12 protein-coding genes are annotated in these 12186 nt (G+C 48.0%); 6 read left to right on the top strand and 6 right to left on the bottom strand.

Features of this window, described 5'->3' with window-relative positions:
* Nucleotides 1-88: 88 nt before the first annotated feature.
* The 5 genes from BM082_RS16070 to metN form a co-directional block, all read right to left on the bottom strand.
* The gene (locus BM082_RS16070) at nucleotides 89-361 is read right to left on the bottom strand and encodes an Rdx family protein (protein WP_017012669.1); all 273 of its coding nucleotides are present in this window, start codon (nucleotides 359-361) and stop codon (nucleotides 89-91) included.
* 9 nt (nucleotides 362-370) lie between these two features.
* Complete coding sequence (locus tag BM082_RS16065; protein WP_074927732.1) at nucleotides 371-1135, bottom strand: sulfite exporter TauE/SafE family protein; 765 nt, start codon at nucleotides 1133-1135, stop codon at nucleotides 371-373.
* Nucleotides 1136-1257: 122 nt separating this feature from the next.
* Nucleotides 1258-2070, bottom strand: a complete 813-nt coding sequence (gene metQ, locus BM082_RS16060) for a methionine ABC transporter substrate-binding lipoprotein MetQ (protein WP_074927729.1) — start codon at nucleotides 2068-2070, stop codon at nucleotides 1258-1260.
* A gap of 108 nt (nucleotides 2071-2178) precedes the next feature.
* Nucleotides 2179-2871, bottom strand: coding sequence for a methionine ABC transporter permease (locus tag BM082_RS16055; protein WP_017008030.1), 693 nt, complete (start codon nucleotides 2869-2871; stop codon nucleotides 2179-2181).
* The gene (gene metN / locus BM082_RS16050) at nucleotides 2861-3895 is read right to left on the bottom strand and encodes a methionine ABC transporter ATP-binding protein MetN (RefSeq protein WP_017008029.1); all 1035 of its coding nucleotides are present in this window, start codon (nucleotides 3893-3895) and stop codon (nucleotides 2861-2863) included. Before metN ends, BM082_RS16055 begins: the two co-directional genes overlap by 11 nt.
* Before the next feature lie 406 nt (nucleotides 3896-4301).
* Here metN and BM082_RS16045 point away from each other — a divergent pair, with 406 nt between their 5' ends.
* The 6 genes from BM082_RS16045 (at nucleotide 4302) to BM082_RS16020 (ending at nucleotide 11910) form a co-directional block, all read left to right on the top strand.
* Nucleotides 4302-4679, top strand: a complete 378-nt coding sequence (locus tag BM082_RS16045) for a hypothetical protein (RefSeq protein WP_074927726.1) — start codon at nucleotides 4302-4304, stop codon at nucleotides 4677-4679.
* Nucleotides 4680-4810: 131 nt separating this feature from the next.
* A complete protein-coding gene (locus BM082_RS16040; RefSeq protein WP_074927724.1) occupies nucleotides 4811-6280 on the top strand; it encodes a PepSY-associated TM helix domain-containing protein in 1470 nt (489 codons plus the stop codon).
* Between the two features lie 393 nt (nucleotides 6281-6673).
* The gene (locus BM082_RS16035) at nucleotides 6674-7783 is read left to right on the top strand and encodes a TRAP transporter substrate-binding protein (protein ID WP_017008023.1); all 1110 of its coding nucleotides are present in this window, start codon (nucleotides 6674-6676) and stop codon (nucleotides 7781-7783) included.
* 74 nt (nucleotides 7784-7857) lie between these two features.
* Nucleotides 7858-8424, top strand: coding sequence for a TRAP transporter small permease subunit (locus BM082_RS16030; RefSeq protein ID WP_017012673.1), 567 nt, complete (start codon nucleotides 7858-7860; stop codon nucleotides 8422-8424).
* Nucleotides 8421-9800: a TRAP transporter large permease gene (locus BM082_RS16025; RefSeq protein ID WP_017012674.1), complete on the top strand. Its 1380-nt coding sequence runs from the start codon at nucleotides 8421-8423 to the stop codon at nucleotides 9798-9800. The genes BM082_RS16030 and BM082_RS16025 overlap by 4 nt, the downstream gene beginning before the upstream one ends.
* Before the next feature lie 688 nt (nucleotides 9801-10488).
* Nucleotides 10489-11910 (top strand): FG-GAP repeat protein, encoded by a 1422-nt coding sequence (locus BM082_RS16020; RefSeq protein ID WP_017012675.1) that lies wholly within the window; start codon nucleotides 10489-10491, stop codon nucleotides 11908-11910.
* Nucleotides 11911-11943: 33 nt separating this feature from the next.
* On the opposite strand, the gene BM082_RS16015 is transcribed toward BM082_RS16020, so the two are convergent.
* On the bottom strand, nucleotides 11944-12186 hold a 243-nt coding region (locus BM082_RS16015; protein WP_139218799.1), incomplete at its 5' end, for a transposase.

Below are 12186 nucleotides of genomic sequence, written 5' to 3'. Positions count from 1 at the left end.
ACAAACTGCACATCGAAGCCTCTGCCTTGCACAAGGTCGCCACAAACTGTTGCAAAAATCATCACCAAAGGTCAACAGACCCTAGCCGTTAGCGATCAACATGACCGAGATCGCGCGTCGGATCGATCACGTCGCGCACCCGCTGCTTTAGCTGTTTCGCATCGGGGAAGCCGCCGTCACGCTTTCTTTCCCAGATCATTTCATCGTTACAGTGCACCTCAAAACGCCCACCAGTGTCGGGGTGCAGAGTCAGGCTTTCAATTTCTTCACTGAACGTCGTTAGAAGTTCTTGGCTCATCCACGTTGAACGCAACATCCAGTTGCATTGACGACAATAGTAAATGGCAATTTTTGCTTTCATTGTTATTCCTTAAAGTACGCCTACGAGCAATTTAATGCCGACGGCAAAGGTCAGCAGTTCGAAGGCGATTTTGATCAGTTTGTTGCTGTATTTGTCCGCCATGTAGGCACCGAGATATCCCCCTAGCAAGGAGCCTGCAAGAAGGGCGGGAATCCATGGCCAATAAATTTCTGCACCTGCAATCGCTAAGGTGATTGCTCCTAAACCATTCCAAAACAAACCAACACTGACCAGTGTGAGCGCTACCGCTTGTTTGTAATCTAGTCCAAACCATCGAACCAAAAAGAGGGTGACGAACAACCCCGTGCCTGCGGTGAGCGAGCCATTCAGTACGCCGATGACACTTAAACCAACACAACCGATCACCATGCCTAAGGTATCGCGATGTTTAGGGTCGGCTTCATGCCCTAACGTTTTTCGGGCGCGGGAATACAACCCCAATAAGATGATGAAAACACCGAGCAACCCTTCTGCTGTTGGGCCAGGGATGAACAGAATAAGGTTCGCCCCTGCAATGACACCCGCAGCGCCTGCAAGCGTGACGTAAACGGTTAATGCGAGACTAAGGTTGCCACTTCGACAATGTCGAATAGCCGCCCCTAGGCCAAGTGCGACAGAGGCGACTTTATGGGTCGCGAGGGCGACTGAAAAGGCGAGGCCGAGAAAAATAAGAAGGGGAAGTTGCAGCAAGCCTGCGCCGCCACCTGCGAGTGACGCCAGTGTGTTTGCGATCAGCGAACCGACAAAGAGACCGAACGTGGCGAGAATATCCATATGCGCCTGAAAATCATCCTTTGAATAAATATCGCGCATGATGACATGCACAAAAAGAAAAAGCCTGTGTTTTACACAGGCTTTTGGAGGGGGGAAAAAAGGGGAACCAGGTTATGGGTGGATTACCAGCCTTTCACCACACCACCTTGGAAGGTATCTACCGCCGCAGTGTAAACAGCGTCTGACTGATAAGCAGAGACAAACTGTTTCACGTTTTCAGCATTCACGTTATCGGTACGCGCAACAATCAGGTTCACATAAGGTGATTTCTTGTCTTCAACAAACACGCCGTCTTTTTCTTGTGAAAGACCAATGGTTGCAGCGTAAGTGTTGTTAATGATCGCCAGCGTTACATCGTCCAATGAACGCGGAAGTTGCGCCGCTTCTAGCTCAACAATGTCCAAATTCTTCGGGTTGCCGACGATATCCAATACGGTCGCTTGAAGGCCAACGTCCTCTTTTAGGGTAAGAAGACCTTGCTGTTCAAGAAGAAGCAAAGAACGGCCTAGGTTTGTTGGATCGTTAGGCACAGCGATTTGTGCGCCATCTTCGATTTGATCAACAGAGGTCACTGTGTTTGAGTAACCTGCAATCGGGTAAACCAAGGTATTGCCTGCGATTTCGAACTTGTAGCCACGGTCAGAAATTTGCTGATCCAAGTACGGCTTGTGCTGGAAAGCGTTGGCATCAATGGAGCCTTCTTCCAAGGCAGCATTGGGTGATACGTAATCTGTAAAGGTGATTAGCTCTACGTCTAGGCCGTATTTCTCTTTCGCCACTTTTACTGCGATTTCGGCAACTTGCTCTTCTGCACCAGCCATTACGCCAATTTTTACTTTGGTCAGGTCGACCGCTTTTTCTTCACCACAGCCCGTCAATGCCAGAGCGGAAGCCAAACCGAGTACTGTCGCGATTTTTTTAAGATTGAACGTCATTTGCGCATCTCCTATGAGCTTAAATTTCCATTTTTTTATTTTCTATGGCGCAGAAAGCGGGGATATCTCGCCTTTCTGCGTCATCGTTTTTTCTTTTGTCACTGTGTTTTATCTGTGGTCGACGCGTTTAACGAAGTAATCGCCCGCCGACTGAATCAATTGAACCAAAATGACGAGCATGACAATGGTGATCATCATGACGGTGCCATCAAAGCGCTGGTACCCGTAGCGAATACCGACATCGCCCAAGCCACCACCGCCTACAGCGCCCGCCATGGCGGAGTAGCTCACCAGCGTCACCAAAGTAATGGTCGCGCCATTCACGATGCCCGGTAGGGCTTCTGGTAGCAGAACCTTAAGGATGATTTGCAGCGGGGTAGCCCCCATGGCTTGCGCCGCTTCCACCAAGCCTGATGGCACTTCAATCAGCGCACCTTCAACAAGGCGAGCAATGAAAGGAATCGCACCCACAATCAAAGGCACAATCGCCGCGGCTGTGCCTATCGAACTGCCCACCACAAGGCGAGTGAACGGAATGATGGCAACCAGCAAAATGATGAAAGGAATCGAACGGCCAATGTTCACTACCGCACCAAGGCTGCGGTTGAGTAGCTTGTTCTCAAGCAACCCGCGAGGTTTGGAAAGATGCAGCAACACACCTAATGGGATACCAAACACAAAGCCAACAAAGCCAGAAACAAACACCATGGTGAGGGTTTGGCCAAGGGCATCAATCAACAGACTGACAAGGCGTTCGTTTTCAGCGAACCAGCCAGAAATGGCAGCAATACTAAGCGACATAACCAAGCACCTCGATGTTGACGTTGTTTTCTTTTAAATACGCGAGAGCATGTGTGACGTCTGAGGCGTCGCCGAAAAATTCTGCCAGCATGAGGCCGAACTTCACGCCACCGGCGTAATCCATGTCTGCACTTAAAATGCTCACATCAACGTTGAACTTGCGCGACACTTGGCTCACGAGAGGGGCATCCACACTGGTGCCAGTAAACTCTAGGCGAACCAAAGGGGGAAGTGTGCCCGTGTTTTCTGTTTGAAGACGCTCCGCGTAATCTTGAGGAATCGACAGGTTCAAGGTGGCACGAATGAAGTCACGCGCCAGTTCGGTTTTGGGGTGGGCGAAAATATCGCCAACCGTGCCCTTCTCCACCAACTTTCCGTCGCCAATAATGGCCACTTCATGACAGATGCGCTTTACCACATCCATTTCATGGGTGATCAACAAGATGGTTAATCCCAACTTCTGATTGATGGTTTGCAGCAGATTCAAAATCGAATGTGTGGTCGCAGGATCCAGGGCGCTGGTGGCCTCGTCGCAAAGCAGGACTTTTGGGTCACTGGCGAGTGCGCGAGCAATGGCTACCCGTTGCTTTTGTCCGCCACTTAAATTGGCAGGGTAGCTGGTGTGCTTGTCATCAAGCCCAACCAATTCCAGCAATTCAGTGACTTTGCCTTGGATATGCGCGTGGTCTTTACCAGCGAGTTCAAGAGGTAACGCGACGTTATCAAACACAGTGCGAGAAGAAAGAAGATTAAAGTGCTGGAAGATCATGCCGATCTTCTGACGTTCACGTGTCAATTCTGACGCTGAAAGGGTGGTGAGTTCTACGCCATCGACGTTCACGTTCCCACTTGTTGGGCGCTCCAACAAGTTAACAATGCGAATCAGGGTGCTTTTACCTGCGCCAGATGCGCCGATAACCCCGAAAATCCTGCCCTTTGGAATGTGAAGGTCAATATCACGCAGAGCATGAATCGTTTTCACGCCTTGTTTGAATTCTTTATTAACCTGACTAATTTCGATCATAAGCCATCCTGGACAAAATCGTGTTAAATAATCGTTAAAATGTAGTGATAATTGTTGCTTTTGTTCTTTGTTCTAGAATTTGATGCTATTTATAGTCGATCGATAAGTCAATAGATATTTTTACGGCTAGACGGCTAGACGTCTATACGGTTATTTGGTTGTGTTTTAGGCATTGTGTTGGGGATACGATTCATGAGGGATCATGAAGGAAGTCTGAGTAGGCAAGGCTCTGCAGGGAGCACATCTGTAGATTGGTAAGGAGTATCCCTATCAATACCCAAACCCGCGCAGTTTGTAATTATATTTCTGCCATTCATGAACCGACTGCTTAGTTTTTGCACTGAAGCACGTCGTTAGCGTTATTTTTACAGTAAAGTATCTGGTTAATTGGGTACGTATGGTGAATATGACGTTAACCGCCTCTTTAACACGCAATACGTTGTTTAAACATGTCATGCTTTGCGCGAGCTCCTTGAGTTGGTTGCTCGTTTCTTTGATGCCAGTGATCAACGCACATGGCAGCAGCGCAGGCGTGTGGGCGACACTTTGTACCGTTAACGGCTTTGAATTGGTACAAATTGACGAGGGTGAACCGTCTAAAACGCACAGCAGTAAACCCTGCCCTTTTAGTCATTTCTCCTCCTTTCATCATCACTCACTTTCTTTCAATCCGGTTTATACACTCAGCACGGATATCGTGCTTGAACCTTATACCTACCTCGTAAAAAGGGTGAGGTTTGAGCTGCCTGTCACCCGAGCGCCACCGTCATTCCTCCTTGTTTAACAGCCTCATAAAAACAACAAGGGCAAATGCCCAAACGTAAAGTCAACATGCAATGTCGCTGCGTTTTTATCGTGTGTTTTAATCATGCGCGAGAAATGCGGTGAGGTTGTGCATGAAAAAAGGAATGATTCATGGTTACTCCCAATCTCAACGCCGATAGCAATCCGCCAGACATCCTTGCGAAGCAAAAATCCCGTTACTTTCTCACTTGGCGCTGGCACTTCTATGCAGGATTATTTGTTATCCCCTTTATGCTGATGCTCAGTATTACCGGCCTCATCATGCTGTTTGATGATGAGATTGAATCTGCGCGATATGGCGAGGTGCTTTCGGTTAACTCCAGCGCATACTCTTCGCAAGAACCTTTGCCCGTCTCTGCGCAGTTAGCGGCGCTGCAACAGGCTTACCCTGATGGCACGGTGACGCAGTTTGTGCCAGCGACATCCTCGGAGGTCACTAACCGTTTTTCTGTCACCATGGCGGATGAATCGACGCATTTTGTACTGGTGAATCCTTACAATGCAGATATCACTGGCACGATTGATCGCAGCGACAGTTGGTATCAATTGGCGAACGACATTCACGGCACCTTGTTGATTGGTGATGTGGGCGATTATTTGATCGAAATTGCTGCCAGTCTCACCGTTATTTTGTTGGTGTCGGGGATATATCTTTGGCTACCCAACGACAATGCGCGCCGAGCTGGTTTTCTGAAAATTCGCACAGACAATGGGTCGCGGATTTTGCTTCGTGACCTTCACGCGAACATCGGTGGCGTACTCTCCATTGTGCTTCTCTTTTTCGTGCTGAGTGGCTTGGCGTGGGCGGGCATATGGGGCGCGAAAATCGTTCAGCCTTGGGGCAGTTTTCCCGCCCAAAAGTGGGACGATGTGCCTGTGTCAGACCTTAATCACAAGGCGCTAAATCATGGCTCAGAGGAAGAGATGCCGTGGAACCTTGAACTGACGCCGTTACCTCAATCTAACGTGCATGTTCACGGCGAAGAAATTACCTCGGGTTTATCGGCAGGGAGTGCTGAAAAAGCAGGAATGACACCTGAGCAAATCGGCATCGATCGTGTTGTGAATGAAGCGAAAGTGTTGGGTTTTGGCCAATACAAACTCAATTTTCCGCGCTCAGAAACAGGTGTGTTTACGGTGTCAGCCAACACCATGAGCGGGGATATTACCGATCCTACGCAGGACAGAACCACCCACATTGATCAGTACACAGGAAAGGTACTCGCTGATGTGACATGGAATGAATACAACATGATTGCGAAAGCCATGGCGGCCGGGATTGCGCTGCACCAAGGGGATATCAGTATCATCAATAAAATCGCCAATGTGGTTTTCTGTTTGGCGTTTATTTTGATTGCAGCAACAGGGGCTTTGATGTGGTGGCAACGTCGTCCTGCAGGACAGCGCAAACTGGGTGCCCCGCCAAAAGCCGTGGATTCAGGGCTTTGGAAAGTGGGCGTTTTCAGCGTGGTTTTGGTGTGTATCGCGTTCCCGATGGCAGGGTTAACCATCGTGGCTTTGATGACGATTGATGCGTTGATTTGCCGCTATATGACGACATTCAAAGAAGCCCTAAGTTAACGCGAAACGGTTTATTGCGTGGATAAAGAAATAGGGTAAAGCGCCTTCCATACGGGAGGCGTTTTTGTTCCCACTCGAAAATTCAAACAAAAATGACGAAAGCCCTCAGACGAGTAGTAGCACGAGATTGGTCGCATACAGAGGCCGTTATCTATCAGATGTTTAGATTTCTAGCGATCATTGTTTGACCAACTTCAAACAACCTCGCCCTTTCGCTATTTGCGGGTGACGATAATGGGTAAAGTTATTGCAACAAACCATTAACTCATCAAGAGCCATTGATGAGCGTCGTGTTAGTTAGGCAGTACCTACTTTTAACTGTAAACCTTTGTTAGATGCAAACCTTCAGTACTGCTAAACCTATCGCCTTTCCCAAGCAAGGAGATCACTCTCATGTACAAACGTCGTTCGTTTCTTGCCGCAACAGCAGTCGCACTGAGTGTGCTGTTATCTGGTTGTGGTGAAGAAAAGCAGGAAGCAAGTGCGCAGGCGCAGCCAGCAGCACAAGAAAAAATCAGTTGGAAAATGGTAACGACTTGGCCGAAAAACTTTCCCGGGCTAGGCACAGGTGCAAACAACCTTGCTGAGCTAATCACTGAGATGAGTGATGGGCGTTTGGACGTGAAAGTATATGGTGCAGGTGAACTCGTTGGCGCGCTGGATGTGTTTGATGCCGTGTCTCGTGGTACTGCGGAAATGGGTCACGGTGCAGGTTACTACTGGAAAGGTAAAGCGCCAGCAGGTCAATTCTTCGCAGCCGTGCCTTTTGGTCTAACAGCGCAAGAAATGAACGGCTGGATTTACAGCGGTGGCGGTCTTGAACTTTGGGCTGAAGCGTACGAACCCTTTGGTATCATCCCTATGCCTGCAGGTAACACGGGTGTGCAAATGGGCGGTTGGTTTAACAAAGAAATCAACACCATCAGTGACCTCGAAGGTCTGAAAATGCGTATCCCAGGTCTGGGTGGCGAAGTGCTGAAACGTGCGGGTGGTACCCCTGTACTGTTACCGGGTGGCGAAATCTTCCCATCACTGCAATCTGGCGCAATTGATGCGACTGAGTGGGTAGGTCCTTACAATGACCTTGCTTTCGGCCTGCATAAAGCATCGAAATACTACTACTACCCAGGTTGGCATGAGCCAGGTACAACACTTGAAGCGCTGATCAACAAAAAAGCCTTCGATGCGTTGCCAAAAGACCTGCAGTCAATTGTTCTCGCGGCAACGCGTGTTGCGAATGCTGACATGATTGCTGAGTTTACTGCGCGTAACAATGCAGCGCTAGAAAGCTTGGTAAATGAGCACAAAGTTGATTTGCGTCCATATCCGCAAGAAGTGTTATCACAGCTGCAAGTACTGTCTGATGAAGTGGTTGCCGAGCAAGCACAAGTGGACGAAATCAGTAAGAAAGTTTACGAGTCTTACAAAGGCTTCCGTGATCAAGCGATCGATTGGCATGCCATTTCTGAGCAAGCCATGCTGAACGCACGTAACCCGCAATAACCTTTAAGAGGCGATCCTAGATCGCCTCTTTTTCTTTCCAATTTTAGCCAATAGGCTGATGTTAGAGTAGTTCTATGAATACCGCCTCTCCTCAATTGATCGCGCTTATTAAGGGCATCAACCGTTTTAGTGATTGGACGGGACGCATTGTTTCCTGGTTCGTCTTAGCCATTGTGCTTATTACCTTTGTGGTGGTGGTAATGCGCTATGTGCTCAATTCCGGATCGGTGTTTTTGCAAGAATCTGTCCTTTATTTCCATAACTACGTCATCATGCTCGGTGCGGCCTACGCCTTATTGAAAGGCGCTCACGTTCGCGTTGATATTTTTTATCGTCCGATGTCTGAGAAGAAAAAAGCTTGGGTCGATTTGCTCGGTTTTCTCTTCTTGTTACTTCCAACGTGTAGCTTCATTTTTTACATTGCATGGGATTATGTTTCCGTGTCTTGGCAGATCATGGAAGGCTCACAAGAAGCGGGTGGTGTTGAAGCAAAGTACCTTTTTAAAACCAGTATTTTACTGATGCCAGCCCTTGTCATTATTCAAGGCTTTGCCGAAGCATTGAAGTCGTTAATGACCATTACTGGTCACCAAGACATTGCCAAGCAACTTGAAGATCACGATGAGGAGCACGCGCTATGAGTGAATTCCTCGCCCTGTTCCTTTTCCTGTTTACCTTTGGCGTGTTGCTGGTCGGCTACCCTGTCGCGTTCACCCTTGGTGGTTCTGCACTTCTGTTTGCATTGATTGGCGGTGTGACTGGCACGTTTGATCCTGCGTTTTTGGAAGCCATTCCAAACCGTATTCAAGGCACTTTGTCGAATGAGCTATTGGTGGCGATTCCCTTATTTATCTTCATGGGGGTCATGCTTGAAAAATCCCGCATCGCAGAAGATTTGCTCGATACCATGGGGCAAGTGTTTGGCGGGCTTGCGGGCGGCTTAGGCATTTCCGTGACTATTGTGGGCATGTTGTTAGCAGCAAGTACCGGCATTGTGGGTGCAACCGTTGTCACGATGGGCTTATTGTCGCTGCCTTCAATGATGAAACGTGGCTATTGCCCAAGGCTTTCGACGGGCATTATTTGTGCGTCAGGAACGCTAGGTCAGATTATCCCTCCATCTATCGTGTTGGTCTTGCTGGGCGATGTTATCTCTTCGGCTTATCAACAAGCTCAGCTAGACCAAGGCATTTTCTCGCCAGAAAGCGTTACCGTGGGTGATCTCTTTTTGGGTGCGTTAATCCCTGGCTTCATGTTGGTGGGCATGTACATCGTTTATCTGATTTTCGTTGCGATTACACAGCCTCATCGTGTGCCACCCATTCCTGCTGAAGAAAGAAAAGTGAGCAAGGAATTGTGGATGCAAGTACTCACCGTCTTGTTCCCGCCAGTGCTGTTGATCGTGCTGGTGTTGGGGTCGATTCTCGGCGGTGTTGCAACACCGACGGAAGCAGCATCTGTCGGCTCGGTTGGCGCAATTGTTCTGGCTGCCAGCAAGCGTATGTTCAGTCTGTCGATTCTGCGTGAAGTACTCAGAAGCACGACTGAAGTGACGGCCATGGTCTTCCTGATCCTGATTGGTGCATCCTTGTTCGCCTTGGTGTTCCGTGGGTTCGGCGGTGATGATATTGTTCGTGACTTCTTGATGAGCCTACCGGGTGGTGTGTTCGGTGCCATGTTGTTAGTGATGCTGGTGCTCTTCCTTCTGGGCTTCTTCCTCGATTTCATTGAAATTACCTTCGTGGTCATCCCGATTGTTGCGCCGATACTCCTGACCATGGGCGTGGATCCAGTATGGCTTGGGATCATGATTGCGTTGAACCTTCAAACGTCATTCCTAACACCGCCATTTGGCTTTTCGCTATTCTACTTGCGCGGTGTGGCTCCGGATTCCATATCCACCATGGATATCTATCGCGGTGTACTGCCTTTCATTTTGATTCAGCTAGTGATGCTGGCATTACTTGCCTATTGGCCAACGCTGGCAACCTGGTTGCCGGATGCTATCTATGGCTGATATCAACTGAACAGCACACATATCAAAAGCTCCCAGATGGGGGCTTTTTTCTTAGTAAACCCCAATATTATTGGGGAGTATTCCGTACAAATATCTCGTTTATGACTTCCCGTCTATCACTTGAGATTTTCGGGTCTTTTATGAGTCTATACTTTCAAAATAGTTAAATTAAGTATTTTCACCGCGGTATATGGTACGTCCTTTTCAACGTAATCCACTTTTTCTATTGTTTTCTTCCAACTTTTTCAAGGGAATAGGCCGCTTGAGCGTATGGTTGTCTGTCGCGCTATTAGCGGGTTGCCAGTGGTTGGTTTTGTGGGAATTCGATGATGGGCAATCAGCAGGGAGTGGGAGCGCACAGGAGAATCTTCTCTCCGCTTTTAACCTCGTATCCATTACTTCTGGAAACACAGCCTCACCTGACGCGCAGATCGGTCGTGTTCTTTTCGAATGGTAGAGTACGACACAGAACACCAGTGTTTCGGTTACCTATACCGTATGTCAAAAAGATACATCTCAACCTAACGACTGCTTAAGTCTAATAAGCGTCGACAATACTGTCAGTGCATATGTTGACGTCGGTGGTGCCCTTAAAGCCGCTGACAATGTTTACTTTGTTCTTGCGCAGGCCGGTGGTGAATACCTTGCGTCGAATGAACGTTCTGTTGAAAGCGAGGCAATCAATCAGTTGATTGGCTATTTCAAAGCATCAAACACTGGCGCAAGTGATATTTATGGTGCGACAGTGGCGCTGAGTGACGATGGTAAAACACTGGCTGTTGGTGCAAAGCAAGAGGATTCTATTTCTCCGGGCATTAATGGGGATGAGTCTAACAACTCTAGGGCTAATGCTGGCGCCGTATACCTTTATCGCAAAACAAACACTATTTGGCTTAAGCAAGCGTACATCAAACCCACTGTAGTGGGAGGGGGAGATTTGTTTGGTCGTTCCATTGCACTTAGTAGTGATGGTAATACGTTGGCAGTCACAGCTCCCGAAGAATCGTCTAATGCGTCCGGGGTGAATGGCGATGCATCAAACAATAGTACTGGTCGCTCTGGTGCAATGTATATTTTTCGGTATCAGGGTAGTGCTTGGTATCAAGAGGCCTATATTAAGCCCGCAACGCCTAAGAGCTCTTATTTCTTTGGCGGACGAGTTTTGCTCAGTAATGATGGAAATGTTGCTGCAGTGTGTTCCACTGGTGATGACTCAAGTGCAACAGGCATTAATGGAGATGACACGATTGCAGGAAGCTCAAATTCTGGATCTATGCATGTATTCAGGTTCAGTGGTGGGAGTTGGTCGCAGGATGCGTACATCAAAGCGTCGAATACTGGCAGTAACGATCGTTTCTGTTCATCGGCAGCGATCAGTGGTGACGGCAACACCCTCGTTGTGGGCGCCAAAAATGAAGATTCGGATGGTACCGGCATAGATGCAGTCCAGACGAACAACAATCGCTCTAATTCTGGTGCCGCCTATATATTTCGGTATAGTTCTGGAGTTTGGTCTCAGCAGTCATTTATAAAGGCATCCAATACAGGCAATGGAGACGAATTTGGTACAGATGTTGCCCTTGATGATACGGGGAATATTTTAGCTGTTTCTGCACCTTTAGAAGATTCAGACGGTGTCGGTGTTAATGGAACACAAACAAACAACCTGTCAAGTAATACGGGGGCAGTCTATTTCTTTCGATTTGATAGTGGTAACTGGTTTCAAGAGGCGTTTATCAAGCTAGATGAACCTTCGAACTTTGATCGTTTAGCAAATGTTGAGCTCAGTGGTGATGGCAATACTTTGGCTATTCGTTCTGAAGATGACTCGGGAGCGGTTGGCATTAATGGTGAGACGAATGATAGCTCTCAAAACAACGCAGGGGCGATACATGTATATCGGTATCGCAATTCAAACTGGGAATATGATCACTTTCTAAAAGCAACGAATACTGAGAGTGATGATTCTTTTGGTGACGGTCTTTCAATAAGCACCGATGGTCTTTCGATTGTGGTAGGGGCACAGGCTGAGGATGCTTCAACTCTCAATATTAATGGTGATGCTACGGTTAATGGCGCGACAAATTCAGGGGCGGTATACCTTTTTTAGTAGAGCCTGTAACAGATTCTGTGTAACTGCCATTTAGTTAATATGCTTTTCGAGGCGTTCCCCGAACTCGATAATAAATCGACTCATCGCCTGACGCCAGTTTCGAATCGGCATCGTCCATTTCTTGCTGGCGTCCTTGATGGCCAGGTACACCATCTTCCTTGCCGCATCATCACTTGGGAATACTTTTCGCTTTTTGATAGCTCTACGGATAACGCTGTTGAGCGATTCAATCGCATTGGTGGTGTATATCGCTTTGCGAATATCATCAGGATA

Origin of the sequence: Enterovibrio norvegicus DSM 15893 (genome assembly GCF_900115495.1) — a bacterium.
Lineage (GTDB): Bacteria > Pseudomonadota > Gammaproteobacteria > Enterobacterales > Vibrionaceae > Enterovibrio > Enterovibrio norvegicus.
This window is presented reverse-complemented; position numbering and strand designations above follow the sequence as displayed.

Coding starts and splice junctions, on each gene's coding strand:
- BM082_RS16070 (WP_017012669.1), bottom strand. CDS start 361: ATGAAAGCAAAAATTGCCATTTACTATTGTCGTCAATGCAACTGGATG.
- BM082_RS16065 (WP_074927732.1), bottom strand. CDS start 1,135: ATGGATATTCTCGCCACGTTCGGTCTCTTTGTCGGTTCGCTGATCGCA.
- metQ (WP_074927729.1), bottom strand. CDS start 2,070: ATGACGTTCAATCTTAAAAAAATCGCGACAGTACTCGGTTTGGCTTCC.
- BM082_RS16055 (WP_017008030.1), bottom strand. CDS start 2,871: ATGTCGCTTAGTATTGCTGCCATTTCTGGCTGGTTCGCTGAAAACGAA.
- metN (WP_017008029.1), bottom strand. CDS start 3,895: ATGATCGAAATTAGTCAGGTTAATAAAGAATTCAAACAAGGCGTGAAA.
- BM082_RS16045 (WP_074927726.1), top strand. CDS start 4,302: ATGACGTTAACCGCCTCTTTAACACGCAATACGTTGTTTAAACATGTC.
- BM082_RS16040 (WP_074927724.1), top strand. CDS start 4,811: ATGGTTACTCCCAATCTCAACGCCGATAGCAATCCGCCAGACATCCTT.
- BM082_RS16035 (WP_017008023.1), top strand. CDS start 6,674: ATGTACAAACGTCGTTCGTTTCTTGCCGCAACAGCAGTCGCACTGAGT.
- BM082_RS16030 (WP_017012673.1), top strand. CDS start 7,858: ATGAATACCGCCTCTCCTCAATTGATCGCGCTTATTAAGGGCATCAAC.
- BM082_RS16025 (WP_017012674.1), top strand. CDS start 8,421: ATGAGTGAATTCCTCGCCCTGTTCCTTTTCCTGTTTACCTTTGGCGTG.